Below are 23,115 nucleotides of genomic sequence, written 5' to 3' on the forward strand. Positions count from 1 at the left end.
TAAATAAATTGACCATCTATTAATTAGTAGAATTAATATATTTGTCTGATATATACCAAGTTATAAGGGGCTATATCAGCCCCTAATTCAGCATACGATATCAATACTGCCACTCTAAACGCAGCCCATACTGTTTAGGCGCACCTAAAGTTTGGTTTACACCAAAGTCAGTTTGGAATTTTGCGTAATGATACTCAGTCTCTAGAATATTCTTTGCATATCCAGTTAATCGCAAATTTAATGGGGTATACAAGAAACTAACCCGACCATTAGTAAGAGTGTACTCAGGCTCTTCGACAGTATTTTGCGGAGAATAGTAGAAGCCCGAGTTATAATAGTGGTCCACCGCAATCTCTAACTCACCAAAATCACCGATTTCCAGAACCTGAGCGATAGTAATGTTTGCAGTTAGGTCTGGCGTACGCCCTATACGATTTCCTGAGAAATCTAAGTTGCTTGAAAACAAGCCAGTTGCTTCATCATATCCACTACCGTTTTTGTATTCCTCATAAATAGCATCTAAGTATCCCGCTCCACCAGCAAGAACTAGCCCAGGGTTCAAAACAGGCGTTGGCGAATAGACAAAATCAAACTCAACCCCTTGTATTTTCGCAGCACCCGCATTTTCCAACGTAACAGCTCCACCAGCAAGCAGTGATACAAAGCCCGATTGAAGGTTATCAATTTCTATATCAAATACCGCAGCGTTAATTCTAAGATTTTTATCTAGCCAATCAGACTTAATACCAAGCTCAATATTAGTCACCTCCTCTGGCTCAACATAATCTGGTGGCGTGTAAATACTGATTATATTGTATGTCGCACTCTTATATCCCTGCGACCACGACGCATACACCATAACATCTTCTGCTGGATAGAAAGATGCAACAGCTTTAGGTGAGAAATTCGTAGATTTCTGACTATCCAGATCAAAATCAAACAAGTTCACTTTGGTAAGATCTGTTAGAACTATTGCAGAATTAGCAGCTAGTAAAAAGCGATCCTCTTCTTGGTAGCGCCCACCTACCGTAAAATCAAACCATGATGTCGGAGACCAAGTAGTTTGGAAGTATACAGAGTGGCTTTCGGTTCCAAGCAAACCTTCTAATTGCAGGTCAATCCCGTCTTCTCCAAGCGGTGTATTTGACACTACCGGTAATCCACCGACAATATCTAACACCGAGTCTAATACTTCGTACAATGGATCAAGCGCTGGTGAACGATTTTCTAGTAAAATATTCTTGACGAGGTTAGGTCCTACGAAAAGACTAACGTCTGGGTAGCCAGCCTCACTTTCGTAATAGTAGTAACCCATAACCCATTCAAACGAATCACCCATCCAACCTTCTGGATTAGACGTAACTTGCAACTCAAACGTCCGGTAATCAGAGAATTGATCTCGGGAATCGAATCGCGCAATCCCCTGATTCGATCCATCAAAGTCAATTGCTGAATAGTCAGATGGTACAAACACATCAGATGCCATAGCTTTGATATCAGCCCAAGACAATGACAAGGTCGCATCGACGTAATAAATTTCTTGGTGCGACTCAAGCCCACCTTGGAAATCAGTCTCGGAGTTATAGTCAACTTCTCCAGCTGGTATCCCTAACAGACCTCCCAAGGCACTTGGCTGGTTATTTTCAGCAACCGCTGAATTTGCCTCACCTTGATGTGATTTAAAGTATGTAAAACCAAAATCAAGATTCTCAGTCGGGAACCATGCAATTTTTACTCGTCCCGCATCAGTAAATTTCTCTGGGAGTTTATTTCCATTCTGCGTGTAAAATTCATCTCGGCGATCACTTAGAGCAGATATAGAGAAAGCCAAAGTTTCAGTAACAGGCAAACTCAAGTGAGCTTTATACGTCTCTTGATTATAATTTCCAAAATCCGCACTAAGTTCGGCCACGATCTCATTTGGATCAGGATCTTTTGTAACCACGCTGATAGCACCACCAGTCGAGTTACGACCAAACAAAGTTCCCTGGGGGCCTTTCAGCACCTCTACGCGCTCTACTCCCGCAAATGATTGTAAAACCCCGTGTGCCGCAGGCAAATACACCCCATCTATATATGTAGCAACACTAGGGTCGGATGACAACGCAAAAGCATCTGTGCCAACGCCGCGAAGATATATAAGGTTATATCCAGCCGAGCTTGTAAACTGAAGATTCGGAACAATTTGCGCTAATTGTGTAGTGTCTTCAATACCAAAAGCTTCCAGCTTTTCGCCACCGTATGCTTGTATCGAAATTGGAACTTCTTGCTGTGATTGCTCACGCTTTTGAGCAGTAACGACAACCTCTTCTAAAAAACGATTCCCAGCAGCCTGTGCTGCAGACGACACCGCACTCAACATCATTACGTGAAATACTAATCTGCCTTTCATATTGCATACCTGTATTATTATATTATGTTCGACTTCCAATATAGTAATCTGACTCACCTACTGGCGCAGGCAAGCCAAGCAACTCTGCCAGCAAATTGGTTGCAGGGTTAATTAACGCCATAGGAGAATCTTTCGGAATATAGCCAGCGGACTTTAACAGTGATGCCGCACGCGCTACCAAGATTGCCATACGCAAACCAGCGAACACTTCAAAGTAGTGAAGATTTCTGACCTTATGACCACTCAATTCTTCGTAGCGAGCTATTTCCTCATCACGCGTTTTAAACCCGCTTGGCAATTCTGCACCCACACCCACGCTATGATGCTTCAGCAGGAACAACCACCAACCTAGATCTAGCTCTCGCGGCCCACAGCTAAGCATCTCCCAATCAATAATTGCTGCTACAGACTGATCCTTAGCTATGATCATATTGCCGAGTCGAGCATCGCCCCAACTCAAAACATTTGAGTCAGTATCATCCGGCTTATTCTCAAACACCCATTCCAGCGCAGCACTAATAGTTGGATTTTTTTCTTCTAAAACCCACTCAGATTTTTTAGCCCAATAATCAATCAACCGATCAAATCCACTAAGCTCTGGATTACCATGGCCTATATTATCCAAACCAAGCTCAACGATATTTTGATTATGAAGATCAACCATTGCTTTTAGACTATTATCAGCCAATAAAGCGCGCTGTTCTTCCGGTAAATCCAACACCCAGCCTTCAACGGTAAAAGGAGGATCATCCGCAGCTATATCCCCATCTACCCGCTCCATTACCAGAAACGGAGCGCCAAGGAAGCTGGTATCGGTTTCAACAAACAATACAGCAGGTACAGGCACAGAGGTTGTAGACAAAGCGTGCATGACTTTGAACTCTGCTTCCAAATCATAATCCATAAATAAGGCTGGTCCAGAAGGCTGAACTCGCGCCACAAAATCACGATCAACCGTGACTCCAGCACGTTGCCATGACGCACTAAACATTACCGTTTCTGCAGAAAGACCACTGGACTGCGGAACACTAATATTAGAAACCACCACATTTTCTGCGTCACTGATATTACGCTTAATGGTTTTAGGAAGCGCTTCTAATAAAACGTCTTCCGTTAGAGTATTTTTCATTGCCATGCTTTAGAGCTCTTCCTACCCGACTTAACATTACCTGCCTGCAGGTTGATCATTTATTGATATTAGCCTGCATCATTTTATGTGGTGTATCATCGAGCCACATTTCCTGATAAGAGTCGTAGGCGACACGCCCCTGCTCATCTTCCCAGCGATACACGCCAACCCGTAGCGCAGCGTTTGGCCAAGCCGGCATATTACTCATGGCAATCGCTTCACCTTTAAATTTGTATACAACGCCCCGATCATCTTCGGCTTCGATCTCTTGCTTCATGGCACACAATAGACGAGAGTGATATTCAGTAACATTGCGATGCACACGAACTATGTCGCGCTTCTCTCCATCCACCATAACCCAAGCAAAATGCGTCGTAGGCTTACCCTCGAGCATTGGCTTATATAAGTCTAACCAAGGCGGGTTTGTGTCGAGGTTTTCATAGCCAACCTGCCCAAAAATAAACTCTTTGCTAAACGTCATTGGCGACCAGCCTACTGGCGGTGCCACAACAGCCTGCTTAACCTCTGTGCGAACCTGACCCCAAGACCGATCCCGCGCATTAAAACAATCAACCTTGTACGGCTTACCATTTAAGACCAGTTCACCAGTAACATGCATGACCTGCTCCATACCGCCAGTAGTCATACCCGAGCTGTGATTTAGCTCCTCGCCTGGCACAACATGACCTCTGGCGTACATCGGTGTAATCGCTTCTTGAACTATATCTAGGGTCGTCTGGCCATCAGGGCTTGAATACGTAATACGTATTTTCTTTCCTAACTCAAGAAAGGTAAGCTTGAGTCCATTAGCGTAAGTAATGGTATCTTTACCCACCTCCGGCCAAGGCATAGTATTTCTGTAGTCGATATAAGCCATATCAAGAGGCTCAATATTGTCATTCCCCTGGAAGATAGCCACTCCGCCCTGAGATAAAGGAAAAGCTGGCTGACACCGACAGTATAGAAAGGCACCAATATTTTCTTCAGGAATTGAAAATCCGAAATAGTGAGTAAGAATTACATATGGATCGATCGCTTCTCCTTCGGCGAACAGAGGCATATAAAGGTCAACTTCGGGTGGCTGTACTGCTGTCACTGCATTTCTCCCTTATCATTATTACTAGTACCAGCGTTATCAGAACGCTACACTTTCGCATATCATGCAAAAACTGAAAGTCACTGTCAAGTGACTCTGAATGCCAGAAGGTCTCACCCACTATGAAAGCAGCATCACCATTACGAAATAAAAAACGACAGCGCACCTATCTAGAACTGGTATCAACCGCACTGCAACTATTCAGAGAGCAAGGCTACGAACAGACAACAGTAGAACAAATAGCCGAGACTGCGGATTATTCCGCCAGCACGTTTTTTCGGTATTTCGGGTCAAAGGAAGACGTCGCTTTTTACGGAATCCAAAGCCTCTTCCATGAATTTGGTGAAGACATAATGTCACTACCAGAGGGCACCAGCCCTTGGAGCCATATTTCTCAGAATATGGTCAAAGCCTGCCAAAAACTGTCCGCGCTTACTGAACAACTCGGACATAATCAAATTGAACTCTGGATTAAAGAACCAACGTTGGATCGCCGATTTCGCGGTTTAAGTAGCGAATGGGAAACACAAATTGCAAAAGCGTATGCGCTACATACAAACACCTCCCCTGAAACCAACCTTACCGCAAACTTGATCTCTAAAGCTGTCATAGCTGCCGCACACACCGGTTTCCAGCTGCATATTGCCACCGGAGAAGAGCTTTCAATTATCGTAGCTGATTCTCTAAAATTACTTGAGATAGGGTTCGGAAAGGAAGGACCACTATAGCGAAGTGAATAGCTCGGCCAACATTAGATTCTATAAACTATCATTGCGCTCAAAATGCTTAGGTTGAAATAGAGCTAAATACGATGTTGAAAAAAATGAAGCGAGCCCATTAAACTCAAAAAATAGCAAGTAACTGATGGCGAAAATGCTCTGAAAATGCCAGCTCGCGCTCGACCCTCTGGAAGTAGAATTCAGTTTCATTAGATTCGGACTCCCCTGACAAAAGGAGATGCGCCATTTCCTCCTCGACAAGGCTATCGCTACCACTAATTTCTATAGGTGACCCCACACTAATTATTGATGCTGGCTCAACTGCCGGCAAAACAGCAAGATCGTGAGGAAGGTCTTCTGCTACCCTCTTTGCAAACTCTGACAAAGAGGACTCTGCAAAGATATACATCCATGCATATTTGTCGACACCACCGATACGACGCAGAATTCTGCCTAAAACCTGTCTAAAATGAAGCTCCGTGCGAATGCGACTTACATGGCAACATACTTGTAGGCGCGGAATATCGGTGCCTTCGGCCACCATCCCAACAGCAACAATCCATCGCTGGCCGCCTTCTCGGAAGTGCTGAATTCGCTTGCGAGCATCTAAGCTATCGCTAGCTACAACCATCGCCGTTTCACCGAGCGCATTTAATATCTCTGCCACCAGGTAAGCATGGCCAATAGTACTGGCAACTACCAGACCGGCAGCATTCGCTATGTCTCCACGCAATTCACTTAACTTGTTATTTGCCAATTGCAGCATGTGTCGCAGCGCCGGCTCATTAACCAATAGATCTTGGTAACTTACTACTGGGTCTTTAAGCAAGCTCGATATGCTTTCGAACGTTTTTACCTGACAGTCACCAGAGTTTGAGACCGTGAGCTGCACATCGCCATTGTCGACCAGCATTATCCGAGGTGACCGACATACTTTCTCAACAACAGCATTTGCCAAACTATAGCGAAAGTCGCAAATCAGCCGTCCTTCTGGCGTGGAATACCTAGCTAGAGCGATACCCATTTCGTCAGATCGCCAAGGAGTTCCTGAAAGACCAACAGTATACGCTGCACTTTCTTGAATCCGCTTTACAATCAGCTGCCCCCAAAGATTAGATACGCCAGACTCTTGCACCGCGCAGTGGTGAATTTCATCAAAGATTGCTAAGACTCGATAATTACAGAACAGCGACCAAAAATCTTCGCTCAAATAGTCCATAGCTTGATAAGTGAGCGCTGTACCGCAGGCACCTAACAGTCCATCAAACTTACCGCCAACAACACTCTCTAGCGTCGCTCTAAAGCCCTGCGCAACTTCCCTCGACGGCGCAAAACAGACTACCAGGTCGATCATGCCCGTTTCGAGCATCCTTTTTGATAACTCTGCGGACATTCTAGTCTTTCCGGCTGCTGGCGTTGCCTGGCAAAAAAAATGACGCTGTCCGCCTTTAAAATGATCCAATGCCTTGCCAACGCACTCAGATTGCCAATGCCTCAACATTGTTAAGTAGCCCTGAGAATTTGTAACGTATTTTCAACAGCCCTGAAGTGCCCAATAAGTTTTGAGCTGCGCTCTCTAGCTGACTCAAGTGGCTCTTTCAATTTCGTCCGTAACTCGGGAATCTCAGTCATTAATAGATTATATCGTTCGACCTCACCCATACTGGCATGCATATCTAGCTCTAGCTCCTTTAGCTGACCGTGGAGCGCATCGACATGGCTAGAACTATTATTCCGATGTAGATTTACCGCCAGGTCAGCTTTACACGCTGGAAGCTGCCGATGAAATTTACCTACTATTAACTCAAGCTCCAGATCACTCGGCAAGCCACCTAGGCGATATACCTGTCCACGCTTTTTTTTCTCTCCGTAGAGAGTAACCCAGCCGGATTTCAGCATTCTTCGGATATATTCATATACATAAAGCCGCACCTCCGCGAGTGGAACCTCTTTTATTCCGTCCTCAATCAGCTGCGACGCGTACATATCCCTTAAGGCTTCAGTCGTAAAGCTTACACCGTGAAAGGTATTTATAACTTTATATAGCGACTGATCAATCACGAATCTACGCTTTGCCATCTTAATCCTGCAAATAAAATAGCGGATTATAGTCCGTGGCCATATAGGCGGCAACAGAAGATAGTCAGGCCTGAATTATTACTGAGGCCTGTATGCCGTCTTTATCAATATCTTTGGGCGTCAAAATTAGAGCCATGAGGAACCGGAAAGGCTTCTCACAGGACGGCTTAGCGCTTCAATGTGGCCTGGATCGCAGCTATATGGGTAGAGTTGAGCGCGGTGAAGTGAATATAACTGTGGACAAACTATATCAAATATCAGAGTTATTGGGCTGCGAGCCAGCTGAGTTGCTGCCAAGAATCAATGAAGTAGATCGGGGCATTAAACGCTAAAGATTACATGCACGACTATCCTTCTCAGTAAACATCAGATAATTCTAAGCTTTTAAACCTAGAATTTCCGGCTCCGTATTTGATCTTTACGTCGAAATGTTCTGATGGAGTACATGTATAATAGTTCGATAACAGCACATATACGGGCATTTCAATAGCAAATTAGAGCAAGATTACCTGGGTCCCGCACCCGACCAAGTTTCCTTGAACGCCCAAGTAAATCCCAGTTTTTGCTTTCTTAGAGTGTCTATCTATTTTCATAGTAACTCGGTGGGGATCTTCAGCAAAGCCTATCCATGTTGCCTGAAAGCTAAGCAATTCCGTACTTTTCCACTTCAAGACTTGCTTACTTTCAAAAATCTAAACACATCGAATAGAGAAAAGTGTAGTACTTGCACGAAGTCAGCCTATTTGTAATTTCGTGAAATAACACAACTCCCCCGCTAAATAAGGAGCCACTTTGCGGCAATCTTCCTTTTTAGAGTTTAAATTTCAAAAATAAGCCTCAAATGTCTTACTAATTATTTTCCCTTTAAAATCAAATATATAAACAAAAGTAAGACTTACCAATCACACTAAATCCGTGTTCGCATTCTGAATCAAGGTCAACATGGGGTCAAACCAACAAAGCCAAAGATGTGATCCAGCAAACATTGCGACACACATTGCCCTAAGGCACACTTAGCCGCGTTTAGCTGCGCCTAGCACTGCGCAAATTCATCCGTATAGCGGTAGAGAAAGTATGACCGACACCACACCAGCGGCCAGCATTGACGATTTTATACACGCCGATCACGACAACCATACTTATGCACCCGCTGTATTGGTAAGCGCAAACTTCAACAACAAGCAGTTTGCAGCCGCATTTTACGAGCAATATTCGGTGTACTGCCCACCGGCAATGATTAAGGCCAGCAGCAAGCGTCAGGCCGAATACTTTGCTGGACGTTATTTAGCAGCCGAAGCAATGGCCAGCTACGACATGCACAATTTCAAACTTATTGCCGATGCCAACCGCTGCCCATTATGGCCAAGCAGTTTGGTGGGAAGCATTACCCACACCAATAACTACGCAGCCTGTATTGCTGCAAATAAAGCTGACATTGCCGCCATAGGTATCGACGCCCAAGACATTCTTAGCGACGAGCGAGCTGAGCGCCTGCAATCGCGGATTATCGACAGCGCCGAAACGCGGATAATTTCCCAAAGTGAACTGTCAGCAGCATTGGGCCTAAGCCTATGTTTTTCTGCCAAAGAGGCGATTTACAAAGCGCTCTACCCCCGCATACAGCAATATTTTGGTTTTAACGCCGCAAAGCTGCACAGCATCGACACCGCCGCCAACACATTTAGCTTTCGTTTCGACCCTGCGTTAATGGTCTTACACACGGATAGAAATCTGCTAACGCTGCGCTACCAGATCAATGAACAGCGGGTGCAAACCTGCCTAATATTGCCGGCGACGCGAAAATAAGTCTGCAATTGCCCAATATGCTCAATCAGAGCACGAAGAAAGTGAAAAACAGTTGAACAATCGTGGCGATCCCTTACTCTAAGCCCCAATAGTTTTTACTTCTGATTTTCAGCGACTAGCCGCGCAGAATAATCGAAATTCAGCGTGATCTGTCACCACCTCAATGTTAGGAAAGTAGCTTGCCACTTTTAAAATCCCTAGACAGTAAATCCTCAGCAGTATCCGCCGCTTTTCGTCTGAAGGGTGGCTTATTCCCCCTCACACTATTAGAAATCGCCCATTACAATTGCGCGGAATTTGAACAGCAGCTACAAAGCAAAGCCGCCGAGGCGCCGGTCTTTTTCCAGCAAACACCGGTTGTACTCAGTTTTGAGGAATTTAATGGCGATTTAAACGCACTGCCACTGAGCGAGCTAGTAGCAATTTGCAAAGCAAACGGTCTACTGCCGGTCGCCCTGCGCAATAGCAATCCAGAATTACAAGCCCAGGCCAAACTTCTCGATTTAGCGATTATGCCCGTGGGCCGCGTGAAGGCCGCAGCGGAAGAACAAGCTCCGGCAGTTGAAACAAAAGCGCCTGCAGCAGAACCAAGCGCAGCAGAAACAGAACAGACCACCGAGTTTAGCCATAGCCCCAGCCGCATAGTGACCACGCCGATTCGCTCCGGTCAGCAGGTTTATGCCCCCGGCGGCGACTTAATTATAATGGCCTCGGTATCTGCCGGCGCCGAAGTACTCGCCGATGGCAATATCCATATTTACGGCGCACTGCGCGGTCGCGCCCTAGCCGGTGTTCGCGGCGACACCTCAGCCCGTATTTTTTGCCAGAGTTTAGAGGCCGAACTGGTCTCTATCGCTGGAAATTTTAAAGTAGATGAAGACCTACGTAACAACCATTGGAAAGCCGCTGTTCAGGCCAGCCTCGACGAGCAATCTCTCTGCATTACGCCGCTCGTATAAGGCAGACTGACGCACATTTTTAACACGCACCACGACCAAAAAGGATTAGAGCCTTGGCCAAAATAATTGTAGTCACCTCAGGAAAAGGCGGTGTGGGTAAAACCACAACCAGCGCCGCCATCAGTAGCGGTATCGCCATGCGCGGCCACAAAACCGTTGTTATCGATTTTGATATTGGTCTGCGCAACCTCGACATCATCATGAACTGCGAACGCCGCGTGGTGTATGACTTTGTTAACGTCATAAATGGCGAAGCCAATCTCCGTCAGGCCTTAATTAAAGACAAGCGGGTAGAAAACCTTTACATCTTGCCTGCCTCACAAACCCGCGATAAAGATGCCCTTACCGTAGACGGTGTAGAGCGAATCTTAAATGAACTCGCGGCTGATGGTTTTGAGTACATTATTTGCGACTCACCGGCCGGTATTGAACACGGCGCCTTTATGGCCATGTATTTTGCGGATTTGGCCATTGTGGTTGCCAACCCAGAGGTATCGTCGGTTCGCGACTCAGACCGTATTCTGGGCATACTCCAAAGCAAGTCGCGCCGCGCCGAAAAAGGCGAGCGCGTTGAAGAATGCTTGCTACTTACCCGCTACAATCCCGAGCGCGTTGCCAAAGGTGAAATGCTGGGCGTTACCGACGTAGAAGAAATTCTTGCCACGAAACTGCTTGGTGTTATCCCTGAGTCAGAAACGGTACTCAAGGCATCAAACCAGGGTATTCCAGTTATTCACGATACCGAAAGCCCCGCTGGCCAAGCCTACTCAGATGCCGTTGGCCGCCTCTTAGGCGAAGAAGTAGAACACCGCTTTATGAGCGTTGAACAAAAAGGCCTCTTCCAACGTCTGTTTCGGAGGAGCGCATGAGCATATTCGATTATTTCCGCAGTGCGAAAAAAGATACCGCATCCATTGCCAAAGAACGTCTGCAAATTATTGTGGCGCATGAGCGTAATCAACGGAATAAACCCGACTACTTGCCAAAATTACAGCAAGAACTGCTAGAGGTAATTCGGAAATACGTTGATGTCGATCAAGACCAAGTTGAAGTACAGCTCGACAATAATGGCAACTGTTCGGTGCTGGAACTAAACATTACCCTACCCGAGCGCGCCTGATTTGGCAGAGGCCGAAGACAAGGTCTTCGGCCTTTATAGCGCCTACGACATAGACGCGACTCAGTCGCGTTTTACGCCGATTTCCGGCGGATTATTCTCCAGTACAAATCGCATCGACTCTGCCAATACACGCTGACGGGTACTCTCCCGCGACAAAAAGTGATCGGCGCCATCAATTTCTATAAATTCATAGGGCTTTTTCGCTGAGCGCAATTTTTTCGCCATGCGTTCACTTTGCACAATTTCAACGACGGTATCGTCACTGCCGTGAATTAACATAATGGGAGCATCCGCGCGCTTGGCCAACACATAAGGTGCGATTTCGTCCAAGCTGTCGTCACCCGTTCCCTCTACCCCCATGAACTCCTTCCAGTAGCGCAATGAATTACGCTTTCTATCAAATTCTTTGTCGCGTAAAAACAGGTTTAGATCCGTCACCGGCGCGATCGCCACCGCGCAGCGATAAATACCCTGCTGTACCGTCACCCCAGCGAGTGCGGCGTAGCCACCGTAGCTGCCCCCCACAATACAAGCTCGGCTTGGATCAATCACGCCCTCTGCCGCCAAGGCGGCTAAGCCATCTGAAAGGTCGGTTTGCATTTTACGGCCCCACTCGCCAAAACCCGCATTGCGGAATTGGTTTCCATAACCTTTCGACCCCCTGAAGTTTGGCTGCAAAACAGCATAGCCACGGCTGGCAAAGGCCTGTGCCAACCAATCAAACTGGGGGTAGTCCCGCGCTTCTGGGCCGCCGTGGGGCAACACCACCACGGGTAAGTTCTTGGCGTCACGATGGGGCGGCAAGGTCAGTACAGCGGGAATTTCTAAGCCATCCGCAGCCTTGTAATGCCACATTTTCACCGGCCCTATTTGATCCGCTTTAATGCCAGGATAACGCCAACCAATTTCCACCGCCTCGCCTGAGGCGATATCAACCAGCCACCAGGTACCGGCATCCCCTGCACCGTCGGTCCGCACAATCATGCGACCGAGGTCGTCGGTCATAGATTCAAAATGCACATTCAAATTAGGAAACGCCTTGCGCGTTCCCCTTACCCGCGCCTCTAGAGAATCATCTATCATTTGTAATTCGGGCTGGTCACCGCTAACAACAAAGCCAGACAGCAATCCTGTTTTGCTATTAAAGATATAGCGCTCAATCCCCAAATCAGGATACAACTCAACCGGCTCAGCGCTGCCATCTAGCGGCATTTCCAGCAAGTGGCCAAGCCCATTTTTGTCGTGGCTCACAAACAGTATTGTTCCCTCGGTTCTTCCCTGACCGATAATGCTATTTCGCCCAAATGGATCTTTAGATTTATATAGACGGTCACCCCGCTTACCCGTGTATAACTCCCAATCGGTACGCACATTGTCGTGGGTTTCCCGCGCGATAATCTTCGGTCCGGCACCCAGAGCCCAGCCACTGCCATCTTTCCGCCCCGCCACTAATAACTTCAACTTACGGGAGTCGAGGTTTACACAGCGCACTTCTATGTCAAATCCAGATATCCATACCGAACCTGAGCGCGTACTTTTATTCAGCGGTAGCGTATTAACACACTGCTGCCAGCCATCATCTGATTTCATCGGCATATATACGCCAAATGCCGCATTTAGCACCTTGCTAGACTTTGCCAAGGGCCAGAACACGTCTTTGGTTTTGGTATCGAGAACGGCGATATTCTGAAACTCGTATTTGTAACCGTAAACCATCCCCAAATTCTGAGTGGAACTGGTAATCAATATGACGTAACGCTCTCCTGCCCAATACAGGTCTCGCGCCTTAATATCGCCCAAACCGATTTTTAAGGTGAGCTGCTTCCCAGCGTCACCTACCACCAGCAAACGCCGGTCATCGACCGACACGACCATAGCCAACTGCCGGCCAGACTCGGAGAGCGCGGTGATGTCGATCGCGGGCAAATGACCGTAAAGGCGCAGCTCTGGCACTTGATATGGTGCTCTGGCGGCGGCCGCTGAGCTGACATCGTCAGCTGCATATACCGCAGAGGATAAAATGAACAATAAGCTGGCAAATAAACATTTATTTATCGTCATCCATGAATCTAAAAACACGTCCCAACACCTCTTCGCTGCTCGAAAAACCGATGGCTAGACACCACTATTCGAGGATACACTTTATGACCACGCAGCCAAAGTTGATACTCAAATGGCTCTATATAAAATAAGACTTCACCTAAGCAAAATGGTCATTTTGGGCAGGATGTTAGCTTGCGATGATGGCAATATTAATACGCGGATAAACCTAGATCCATGATCCATGCCATGTCGATTAAAGACCTATTCAGCCTGCTAGCCGTCGCACTCACTTTTATCGGTTTTGCGCCTTATATTCGCGCCATTCACAAGGGAACAACAAAGCCACATGTCTTCTCTTGGATTATTTGGGGTCTGACAACGAGTGTGGTTTTCTTCGCCCAGCTAAGTGCAGACGGTGGGCGCGGGGTAATTGCTATTGGGGTATCTGGCGCGATTACCCTATATATCGCAGCACTTGCCTATCGCCATAAGGCAGATGTCTCCATCACCCAAAGCGACTGGCTATTTTTATTACTCGCGCTATCGTCATTACCGGCCTGGTATTTTGCAGCAGATCCGAGTATTGCCGTGCTTATTCTCACCACGGTAGATTTGCTCGGCTTTGGGCCTACCCTACGCAAAGCGTATCTGCACCCCTTTGAAGAAAATCTCAGTTTCTTCGCTCTATTCGCGCTGCGCAATGGCTTAGTAATTGCTGCATTAAGCCACTACTCCCTCGCCACCTTGCTATTCCCACTTGCGGTTGGGATAAGCTGCCTATTATTGATAGTATTGCTGCTGATACGGCGACGTAGCCTTGCGATGACATAAGACATAGCCGTTGAGCATAAATGAAAATCTGCTGTCCAAAATTGCCATGTAACATCTTAATCAAAGAGCCCAATATGTATCTTCGTTTTATTGTCTGCCTATTCTTGATTCTGCCTACACTCAGCCTCGCCGCCGACTGCGAAGACAGCGATATTTTTGATGAGAAGCTTCTCAGCACCGCCGTTATGCAGCTGGTTAACAGCTACGGAGCGGAAGCCAGCAAACAAACCATTGCCAGCTGCGAGAGCGCGCCCGGAACCCGCAGCATAAAATTAAATGCCCACGAACAGGACGAACACTACACCTACTACCGCATGGTTAATTGCGTCACGGGAAATGAAGCGAGCGAAATCAGCTGCGAAAGCGCTGAGGGAAGACGTATTAAATACCGTGACACAACGATTGATACCGACAAAGCCAGCGACGACAAAGAGTTTAATGAGCAACAAACTAGCAACTACATAGCGGCCTTGGACTGCTTTCATCAGGGCTTGCAGGCTGGCACAGTGAAAGTTCGCAAATACAATCGCCTGCTAGACACCACCTTAGATATTCCACTAGCGACAAATAGCGAGATAAACTCCATCAAAATTCTGCCAGGCTTTAAGCGCTATATCGTAAACGCGACGCCAGAGCGCTCGCGGTTTAGTGTTGAATTAGACAGGGAATACGGCTGTTTTATAGAGCCATTAAAGTAAGATTTTAACGCTGCCGCGCAAGGTAGCGATCTAGCTGATTTGCAAATGCCTGCTTGTCTGCCGAGCTATACGCCGCCGCGCCGCCACTATGCACACCAGAGGAGCGCATGGTATCCATAAAATCACGCATCATCAGCCGTCCTTTCACATTATCCGCCGTCAGTAACTCTCCCCGCGGACTCAGGGCCAATGCGCCCTTCTCGATCACTTCAGCGGCCAAGGGGATGTCGCTGGTAATCACCAAATCACCCTGCATTGCCCTGCGCACAATCTCGTTATCTGCGACATCGAAACCACTGCTCACCTGTACCGCCGTGATATTCGGCAGAGGCGGCACCCGCAGCATTTGATTTGCGATGAGGGTCAACGTCACCTTGGTACGTGTTGCCGCCTTAAACAAAATATCCCTTACCACCACCGGACACGCGTCCGCATCTACCCAAATTGTCACCGCCGTCCACCATTGCCGCCAAATTCTAAGCCTCTATTGTATCTGCAAGAGGCGCTAAATACTTGGCACCGCGCCTAATCGCTCCGTGCCCGCCCTAGGGAAAGTACGAATATCAGCCACCCCATCAACTCACCTAGGATAGTGAACTTAAAAGGAAAGTTGCGAGCGCATTCAAATGCAAAGAGTAAGTGCATGAACCACTTAATTGCGCGTTTAAAAAAGAGAGAGGCACACAATGAGTTGGTCGAAGACCAACACAAGGCATCCTTTCGCCCCGACTTCAGCAAAATACAGTGGCTGCAAAAATCCATTTTACTCGCTTCCGCAATCATTATTATCGCTGGCAGTGTCTATATCGACCAAGTCAACAATCGCAACTTCAAAACCCACGCCCGCGACCAAGCCGACAATGCCCTAAAAATTATTGCCGCACGTCTTGAGGGAAATATATTAGGCAATTTACAAACCGCTAAGGCGATGGTCTCAGCGATATATTCAAATCCCGTCATTGATCAAGCAGGCTTTGAAAAATTTGCCAAACCATTATTCGATGGCAGCGCCCAGCTGCGAAACATCAGTGCCACGCAAAACCTAACCCTGCAATATATGTATCCCGTCAAGGGCAATGAAAGCGCCATCGGCTTTGATTACCATAAGCGTCCGGATCAATTAAAAGATCTACTTCGGTCCCTGCAAACTCAAGAAACCATTATCTCCGGCCCCTTTGAGCTCATTCAAGGTGGGCAGGGGCTCATCGCTCGCATTCCCGTTACAATCGAAAATCCTACCAATAGGAAAGCGGAAGTATGGGGAACCGTATCTGCCGTCATTGACTTGCAGCGTTTATATGAAGCCAGCGGCCTACTCAAAGCCGGAGAAAATTTAAACATTGCCATCCGTAAAATTAGCGCAGACTCATCGAATGTTTTCTTTGGCAATACAAATTCATTTTCCAAAGCAAGTAATCCCGTCACAAGCAAGATCGCCATGCCATCGGGCGAAGAATGGCAGCTCGCCGCCGTCCCTCAAGACGGCTGGCCCGCACTAGCCGGTAACGCCAGCACCATTCGGCTCTATTTGTGCTTAGCTGGACTAATAATTTACTCGATGATTATTGTCATTTCTCAGCAAATAAACCGCCGTCAGCGCAATACGCTGCTTTTGCAAAGTTTGTTTGATCTATCTCCTATCGGCATTGCGCTAAGTGACTTTAATAGCGGAAATTTCCTTAAAGTAAACGATACCTTACTAGCCAGCACCGGATATAGCCGGGAGGAATTCACCTCGCTAAATTACTGGCAGCTTGGGGCAAGAAGCCAAGATGAAGCCGAGCAATACCAGCTTCGAGCACTGCAAAAAACGGGGCGTTACGGCCCCTATGAAAGACACTATATACGTAAGGATGGTAGCGAATTCCCTGTCAGGCTTAGCGGATTACTGATTAAAGATGGATCTGGAAAATCCTTCGTATGGTCCATCATTGAAGATATTTCCGCGCAGAGAAAAACCGCAGAAATCATGCAGCGTCAACAATCGCTTATGCGCTCTATGGGTGCCCAAGCGCGTGTTGGTGCATGGGAATATATTGTTAGCGCCGACAAAATGTACTGGTCAGAAATGACGCGAAAGATATTCAAGGTAAATGACAACTTCACCCCAACAAACGAAAGTATTAAAGAATTTTATTACACCAGCGATTCTCAGCAACGACTGGACAAAGCCATCACAGAAGCTAGGGAAGACGGCGTACCCTTTAGTGAAGAAATTAGAATCAGAACGGCTAATGGTCGCGAGACTTGGATACACATTACAGGGCAGGCTGAATTTAATCAGGGGCGCTGCGTTAGAGTCTACGGCTCTGTGCAAGATATCGACAGCAGGCGAAAAGTACGCGACGAACTAATCGTAGCCAAAGAAACCGCCGAAGCTGCCGTACACGCTAAAAGCGAATTTTTAGCCGTAATGAGTCATGAAATCCGCACACCAATGAACGGTGTGCTAGGCATGCTCAATTTACTCGATGGCTCTCCTCTGAATGAAGATCAGGCAAGAAAAGTTAATATCGCCAAAACTAGTGCGCAGTCCCTGCTTAGTTTAATCAACGATATTCTCGACTTTTCAAAAGTCGACGCCGGCAAACTTGAGCTCGAAAATATTGTCTTTAATATCCGAAAATTATTCGATGACATTGCCGCCAGCCAAGCCCTTCACGCCCACGAAAAAGGTCTTGAACTCATCGTTGATCAAACGGCGATCAAACAAACATGGGTATCCGGTGACCCTGCTCGACTACGGCAGATTGTGACTAACTTACTCGCAAACGCCATCAAGTTTACCTTTGAAGGAAATATCATTCTTCGTGCAGGTTTACGCGCAAAGAACGGTCAACTCATATTAAGCTGCGCAATTACCGATACCGGCATCGGCATTCCCAATAGCGATATAAAACAATTGTTTTCTCCCTTTACCCAGATTGATGCCAGCACCACACGAAAATACGGTGGCTCAGGCTTAGGCTTGTCTATATGCAAAAACCTCTGCGAACTGATGGGTGGCAATATTTCTGTGGCGAGTACCTATCATGAAGGGAGTACATTTACCTTTACTATCTGCCTGCAAGATGTAAACAGCCTTGATCACAGAGAACAGTTAGTACCCAATGCCAATCATCGGCAGATATTTATTGTCGATCAAAATGCGGAATTCAGAGCCTCACTAAGCAATCAATTACAACTTTGGGGAGCCAAGGTCAGCGCCATTATAGAGCCCAACGATCTTTTTGATGAATCGCTCATTACCAGCGACGAAAAGGGTTCCCAATCTACTCTCATTATTCTTGACATAAGCCATCAAGACTCACACAACACAAACGAGCTATGTAATCGTCTTCGTCAACATGGCTACTTTAAAGACGCCGTCATCGTTTTATGCAGCAGCAATCACCTCGCCTCTAACGACGATTTAAATCTGAGCGATGTGAACGGTTTCTTCTTAAAGCCACTATCTCACAGCGATATTATTTCCATACTCAATCTGCAAGCTCAGGACATCGCTGCAAGGAAAGTAAGGGAAAGCAGTATTAGCAAACCGGAGAATAATTCGTATCTCAGCGTTGAAAATGCTTTTAACAAATGCAAAGTCCTACTCGTAGAAGACAACCCCGTTAACCAAGAAGTTGGCCGCTGCACACTCAACGAAATAGGGCTGAAAAACGACGTCGCTATCAACGGAAAGATAGCCTTAGAAATGCTAAAAGCCGAAAACAATGAGCAATACACGCTTATATTATTGGATTGCCAAATGCCGGAAATGGACGGCTATCAAGTGTGTAGAAGTATTAGAAGTGGTAAAGCTGGCGAAATTTACCGCAACATTCCCATCATTGCCCTTACCGCAAACGCCATGACGGGAGATAAAGAAAAATGTATTAGCGCGGGTATGAACGACTACCTTCCCAAACCGTTCACCCCAAGTGATTTAATAACTAAACTTCAACGCTGGTTGCAATTTGAGTCAAAACCAAGCATCGCTCCAACTCCCAGCGCCCCTCAAAAAGCAGCGAAAGATAGTAGTGAAACAGAAGTGCCAATGTGGCTAAGCGCCAAGGCGCTAGACAGTGCGATGGGGCGTCCCGAAGTGCTCAAAAAATTACTTCAACTATTCTGCCAGCAAATCGGCGATCAAATGACGGCTCTTGAGCGCGCTTACACAATGTCTAACATCCCAGACCTCACCTCAGTAGCGCATGCGGTAAAAGGCAGCGCGGGGCAGCTACACGGCATGCAATTACATCGCTGCGCTGCGAAGCTTGAGCAGGCAGGAAAAGCCAATGACCCTATTGCAATTCAACAGCTCTACAAAGAGTTTAAAGTTCATAGCGAAAACCTAAAAAACTGCTTTGAAAATTACCTACTTGAGCATGGCCAGTCGGCAAGCAATGCCGAACTGGTATAATAATAGGCCGTTAAATTACAATTCGCGCCAATGGCGGCGCTAAAGATTTATACTGTCCCAATACGCCGCCATATTTGCCGATATGAATTTCTCAATCAGAGCACAGCAGCTCAATACCTTACTAAACCAGCATCAGTCACTTTGGCGACATAACGCCTATAACGAAGTCTCGCCCCGCTCGTTTAGAGACTTCCCCAATCTACTCGCGTTTTTACTGAATCTAAGTGATGAGGAGCTACAACACTTACAGGCAAACGACCGCCATCTACTCACGGCTTTGGCGCCCTATTTCCCACCCGCAGCCGAATTACTAAGCCTCATAACGCTAGCTGCGCCACCGCCACACCAAAATACTGAACCTCCACGGGGCATCCCCGGCCGCAAGTGGCTGCAAATCCAAGCATTTATTGACGCCCACCCGCGATCCGACGCTGCATCTCATTCGGGAGAATCGCTACCAGAAGTGCGCTTAGACAACACCGCGATTATCGAATGGTGTAGCGGCAAGGGATATTTAAGCGAGGCGCTAACAAAACGCTATGAACTCGATGCAATTGGCCTTGAAATCGACCCCAGCCTCGTTGCCGCTGGAAATTTACGCGCTAGCACGGCCAAGCACCATCGCAGAGTTATTGCCTGCGACGTGCTGAGTGATCAGGTTTTCCAGCACGTAGATTCATCAAGACAATTACTGGCACTGCATGCCTGCGGCGGTCTTCATCAGCGCTTGCTTAACACCGCGGCCGTGCAAAAAAATCCACGTCTAAGCATATCGCCCTGCTGCTACCATCGTTTTAATCAAGGTGAATACCGCTACCTGTCAGCACAAATGCAAGGTAGTGAGCTACGTTTTAGCAATGACGATTTGCGCACCGCCGTAAGGCAAACAAAGACCGCACGCTCCGGAGAAACCCAAGCCAGACGACAGTTGCAAGCATGGTATTTAGGCCTGCGACTAATATTAGAGGAGCACCGCATTGCCACCAACACGCCGCTGCCCTCAACACCGCAACACTGGAGCAAAACGAGTTTTAGAGATTGGTTAAACGCCGTGCTAACACTAAAACCGCTAGAGCTCTCCCTTCCCGCAAATTTAACCCAATATGAAAAAGCGGGATGGCAATGCCTGCGCGAAGCCGAGCGCATTGATCTTGTTCGCATGGCCTTTCGGCGCGCCATCGAACTACACTGCGTATTAGATAGCGTATTATTTCTTGAAGAACATCACTACCACTGCACACTCAGTGAGTTTTGCGCTAGCTCACTCACCCCAAGAAACCTGCTTATTCAAGCAGAGAAAGTCTGAGCACATTCAGCAAACCACGTAATTAGTGTGGCTAGGCCTTTAATGTATTTCACCCCATGCGCCAATCGGGGATAATGCTCACTTTTAGCGCCACGCCATCAGGAATCCAATATGACTCTGCAACGCCTCCGCCTCGCAAAAAATGAAGACAAACGTCTGCGCAGCGGTCATTTATGGATTTACAGCAACGAGGTAGACGCAAATGCCACGCCGCTGCGCAATTTTGCCGCTGGCGAGCACGTTGTTGTAGAAAATCAGCAAGGGAAAGCCCTCGGCGTCGCCTATGTAAACCCGCAGTCACTCATCTGCGCCCGCATGTTAAGCAGTGACGAGCGCGCCATCGATGTGAACTTTTTTAAAAAGCGCATCAAGTCGGCACTCGCGCTGCGGGAGGCGCTTTATGAACATCCCTGCTACCGCTTAATTTACGGCGAAAGCGATTTACTACCCGGTCTTGTCGTTGACCGCTTTGGCGACCACTTATCTGTGCAGCTCAACACCGCCGGCATGGACGTCATGCGCGACATCATTATTGAAGCCTTGGTACGCATGGTGCAGCCGCAATCTATTCTCCTGCGCAACGATTCCCCCGTTCGCAAATTAGAAGGATTGGAGTTAGAAGTTGTTAGCGCTTATGGCGAAGTGCCTGAGGAAGTTGAGCTGATAGAAAATGGCGTGCGCTTTTTAGCTCCCCTAGCCGCAGGTCAAAAAACCGGCTGGTTTTACGACCAACGCCCCAACCGCGAATGGCTGCGCGCACTGGCACCAGGGAAGCGCGTACTAGACGTTTTTAGCTATGTGGGCAGCTTTGGCGTGCAGGCCGCCGTCTTTGGTGCCAGCGATGTCTGGTGTGCCGACATATCAGAAACAGCCTTAGATATGGTGCACAAAAATGCTGAACTCAATGGTGTGGCCGACAAGCTGTGTACAGTGCAAGGCGACGCATTCACCACACTGAAATCCTTAAAAGAAGCCGACGAACGTTTCGATATTATTATCGTAGATCCACCAGCATTTATTAAGCGCAAAAAAGATCAGAAGGAAGGTATTCTGGCTTACCGCCGTATAAATGAAATGGCAATGCGCCTGCTAAACCACGACGGCTTTCTTATCTCCGGCTCGTGTTCTATGCACATGCCACGGGAAGAGATGCTAGATTTAGTGCGCGCCTCTGCCCGCCACATAGATCGTCATGCGCAAATTCTAGCCGAAGGAATGCAGGGAGCAGACCACCCGGTACACGCCGCAATTCCAGAAACCCGCTACCTAAAAGCGGTACTAAGTCGAATTACCCGGGTGTAATTGCAAGCGATACATCTGGAGAGCCGCTTGCGGTGAAAGCCTAATTGCGGCCTTCTTTCTTACGGCGCTTAACTTCGTACATCTGCTGATCAGCATGTTTCAGTAGCGCCTCGTGATCTTTACCGTGCTCAGGGTATATCGACCAGCCAATGCTCGCCTTCAAAGTGTAACTCCCTTCGTTTAGCGACATCGGCTCCTGCAGAATAGCTTCAAAACGCCGCTCACCGCACTTAGCATCGTCTTCCGATTTCATGTCGCGACTAATAACACAAAATTCATCGCCGCCAATACGAGCGACCGTATCAGAAGCCCTCGTACGATGACGAAGCCTACGGGCAAACACTTCTAAAATTTGATCACCAAAGTGGTGGCCATATTCATCATTGGCTTTTTTAAAGTCGTTGAGATCAATATAAAAAAGACAAAATGAATCTGCGCTTTTTTCGCATCTCGCAATTTCAGACTGTAATATTTCTAAAAAATGACGACGATTAATTGCACCCGTATGTGCATCATGATTGGCCAAGTAATGAAACTCTCGCTTTTCCTTCAGCAAATTTAAACGCAGTCTTTTAGATGTGCCTTCATAATAAAGCGCCACAAAAGCAATAAAAGTATGACTAGTTAAAATACTGACATAAAACGCGAGACTGTCATCCACATCAGGCATGCTCTTCTTTACATCAAAACCCAGTTGCGGCGCAAAATATAATAATGACCATGTCACAACCGCTAAAACGCCCCAGATTTTTCCTGCAGTGGAATCAATACTCAATGTTGCGATAGCAGGAATAATAATCAAACATATCGACGCCGGCGATAAGATGCCACCGGTCATCACCGCCAAGTAAATCAGCGCCAAGCCTAAAACCGCAATGAAGAAATTCGTAGCGATAACACGTTGATCTAAGGCCCGCAGAATATAAATTGACAGCAATGCACCAAAACCGACAAAAACAAACAAGAGCCGAACGATGTCTAAGCCTTTATCATCAAGAGGAAGAAAATAGCTGGCAACAAACAAAACTATAGAGAGATAAAACATCGCACTGAGGATTAGTCCCGCAGTGAAGCGATGCCGGTACAAGCGCGCATCCCCCTCACTGTAGGTCTTAGAGTGCAGGGGGTCTATTAGCGAAAATAGATTGAAGCGCCGAAATTTAGTCATCCTAAGCCTAGTGTTCCTTTTCTACAGCCGCGGGTAATGCAATATGTGCATGCACATAACAT

The 23,115-nt window shown here is 47.1% G+C and carries 19 protein-coding genes; 11 read left to right on the forward strand and 8 right to left on the reverse strand.

Features of this window, described 5'->3' with window-relative positions:
• Window positions 1-100 precede the first annotated feature (100 nt).
• Genes C0068_RS03750 through C0068_RS03760 form a run of 3 tightly spaced genes read right to left on the reverse strand, consistent with a single transcriptional unit; the run spans window position 101 to window position 4,617 of the window.
• Window positions 101-2,392, reverse strand: a complete 2,292-nt coding sequence (locus C0068_RS03750) for a TonB-dependent receptor (protein ID WP_103683163.1) — start codon at window positions 2,390-2,392, stop codon at window positions 101-103.
• A 22-nt stretch (window positions 2,393-2,414) separates the two neighbouring features.
• Window positions 2,415-3,527: a phosphotransferase family protein gene (locus C0068_RS03755; protein ID WP_103683164.1), complete on the reverse strand. Its 1,113-nt coding sequence runs from the start codon at window positions 3,525-3,527 to the stop codon at window positions 2,415-2,417.
• A 49-nt stretch (window positions 3,528-3,576) separates the two neighbouring features.
• The gene (locus C0068_RS03760; protein ID WP_199176103.1) at window positions 3,577-4,617 is read right to left on the reverse strand and encodes a DUF7064 domain-containing protein; all 1,041 of its coding nucleotides are present in this window, start codon (window positions 4,615-4,617) and stop codon (window positions 3,577-3,579) included.
• 122 nt (window positions 4,618-4,739) lie between these two features.
• Here C0068_RS03760 and C0068_RS03765 point away from each other — a divergent pair, with 122 nt between their 5' ends.
• Window positions 4,740-5,345: a TetR/AcrR family transcriptional regulator gene (locus C0068_RS03765; RefSeq protein ID WP_103683165.1), complete on the forward strand. Its 606-nt coding sequence runs from the start codon at window positions 4,740-4,742 to the stop codon at window positions 5,343-5,345.
• A gap of 115 nt (window positions 5,346-5,460) precedes the next feature.
• Here the strand turns inward: C0068_RS03765 and C0068_RS03770 are convergent, their stop codons facing one another.
• Together C0068_RS03770 and C0068_RS03775 are read right to left on the reverse strand one after the other, a co-directional pair.
• Complete coding sequence (locus C0068_RS03770; RefSeq protein WP_103683166.1) at window positions 5,461-6,837, reverse strand: DEAD/DEAH box helicase; 1,377 nt, start codon at window positions 6,835-6,837, stop codon at window positions 5,461-5,463.
• 2 nt (window positions 6,838-6,839) lie between these two features.
• Window positions 6,840-7,415: a VspR family transcription factor gene (locus C0068_RS03775; protein WP_103683167.1), complete on the reverse strand. Its 576-nt coding sequence runs from the start codon at window positions 7,413-7,415 to the stop codon at window positions 6,840-6,842.
• 92 nt (window positions 7,416-7,507) lie between these two features.
• Between C0068_RS03775 and C0068_RS03780 the strand changes: the two genes are divergently transcribed.
• The 5 genes from C0068_RS03780 to minE all read left to right on the forward strand — a co-directional run bounded on the left by C0068_RS03780 (window position 7,508) and on the right by minE (window position 11,300).
• Window positions 7,508-7,747: a helix-turn-helix domain-containing protein gene (locus tag C0068_RS03780; RefSeq protein ID WP_103683168.1), complete on the forward strand. Its 240-nt coding sequence runs from the start codon at window positions 7,508-7,510 to the stop codon at window positions 7,745-7,747.
• A gap of 742 nt (window positions 7,748-8,489) precedes the next feature.
• Entirely contained in the window at window positions 8,490-9,221 is a 732-nt protein-coding gene (locus C0068_RS03785; RefSeq protein ID WP_103683169.1) for a 4'-phosphopantetheinyl transferase family protein, read from the forward strand.
• 179 nt (window positions 9,222-9,400) lie between these two features.
• Entirely contained in the window at window positions 9,401-10,180 is a 780-nt protein-coding gene (gene minC, locus C0068_RS03790) for a septum site-determining protein MinC (RefSeq protein ID WP_103683170.1), read from the forward strand.
• 53 nt (window positions 10,181-10,233) lie between these two features.
• Window positions 10,234-11,049, forward strand: coding sequence for a septum site-determining protein MinD (gene minD / locus C0068_RS03795; protein WP_103683171.1), 816 nt, complete (start codon window positions 10,234-10,236; stop codon window positions 11,047-11,049).
• Window positions 11,046-11,300, forward strand: a complete 255-nt coding sequence (gene minE, locus C0068_RS03800; protein ID WP_103683172.1) for a cell division topological specificity factor MinE — start codon at window positions 11,046-11,048, stop codon at window positions 11,298-11,300. Before minD ends, minE begins: the two co-directional genes overlap by 4 nt.
• A gap of 60 nt (window positions 11,301-11,360) precedes the next feature.
• On the opposite strand, the gene C0068_RS03805 is transcribed toward minE, so the two are convergent.
• The gene (locus tag C0068_RS03805) at window positions 11,361-13,379 is read right to left on the reverse strand and encodes an alpha/beta hydrolase family protein (RefSeq protein ID WP_103683173.1); all 2,019 of its coding nucleotides are present in this window, start codon (window positions 13,377-13,379) and stop codon (window positions 11,361-11,363) included.
• Window positions 13,380-13,589: 210 nt separating this feature from the next.
• On the opposite strand from C0068_RS03805, the gene C0068_RS03810 reads away from it, so the two are divergent.
• Both C0068_RS03810 and C0068_RS03815 read left to right on the forward strand, forming a co-directional pair.
• Entirely contained in the window at window positions 13,590-14,174 is a 585-nt protein-coding gene (locus tag C0068_RS03810; RefSeq protein ID WP_103683246.1) for a hypothetical protein, read from the forward strand.
• Between the two features lie 74 nt (window positions 14,175-14,248).
• Window positions 14,249-14,872 (forward strand): hypothetical protein, encoded by a 624-nt coding sequence (locus C0068_RS03815; protein WP_103683174.1) that lies wholly within the window; start codon window positions 14,249-14,251, stop codon window positions 14,870-14,872.
• Window positions 14,873-14,876: 4 nt separating this feature from the next.
• Here C0068_RS03815 and C0068_RS03820 read toward each other — a convergent pair whose 3' ends face one another.
• The gene (locus tag C0068_RS03820) at window positions 14,877-15,323 is read right to left on the reverse strand and encodes a YaiI/YqxD family protein (RefSeq protein ID WP_103683175.1); all 447 of its coding nucleotides are present in this window, start codon (window positions 15,321-15,323) and stop codon (window positions 14,877-14,879) included.
• 192 nt (window positions 15,324-15,515) lie between these two features.
• Between C0068_RS03820 and C0068_RS03825 the strand changes: the two genes are divergently transcribed.
• From C0068_RS03825 to C0068_RS03835, 3 genes are all read left to right on the forward strand, one after another.
• Entirely contained in the window at window positions 15,516-19,277 is a 3,762-nt protein-coding gene (locus tag C0068_RS03825; protein ID WP_103683176.1) for a response regulator, read from the forward strand.
• 82 nt (window positions 19,278-19,359) lie between these two features.
• Window positions 19,360-20,583: a methyltransferase gene (locus C0068_RS03830; RefSeq protein ID WP_103683177.1), complete on the forward strand. Its 1,224-nt coding sequence runs from the start codon at window positions 19,360-19,362 to the stop codon at window positions 20,581-20,583.
• A gap of 111 nt (window positions 20,584-20,694) precedes the next feature.
• On the forward strand, window positions 20,695-21,885 hold the full coding sequence (locus C0068_RS03835; protein ID WP_103683178.1) for a class I SAM-dependent rRNA methyltransferase: 1,191 nt from the start codon (window positions 20,695-20,697) through the stop codon (window positions 21,883-21,885).
• Window positions 21,886-21,925: 40 nt separating this feature from the next.
• Here C0068_RS03835 and C0068_RS03840 read toward each other — a convergent pair whose 3' ends face one another.
• Window positions 21,926-23,053 (reverse strand): diguanylate cyclase, encoded by a 1,128-nt coding sequence (locus tag C0068_RS03840; protein ID WP_103683179.1) that lies wholly within the window; start codon window positions 23,051-23,053, stop codon window positions 21,926-21,928.
• Window positions 23,054-23,115: the final 62 nt, after the last annotated feature.

It is taken from the genome of Zhongshania marina, assembly GCF_002915595.1.
Classification (GTDB): Bacteria; Pseudomonadota; Gammaproteobacteria; order Pseudomonadales; family Spongiibacteraceae; genus Spongiibacter; species Spongiibacter marinus_B.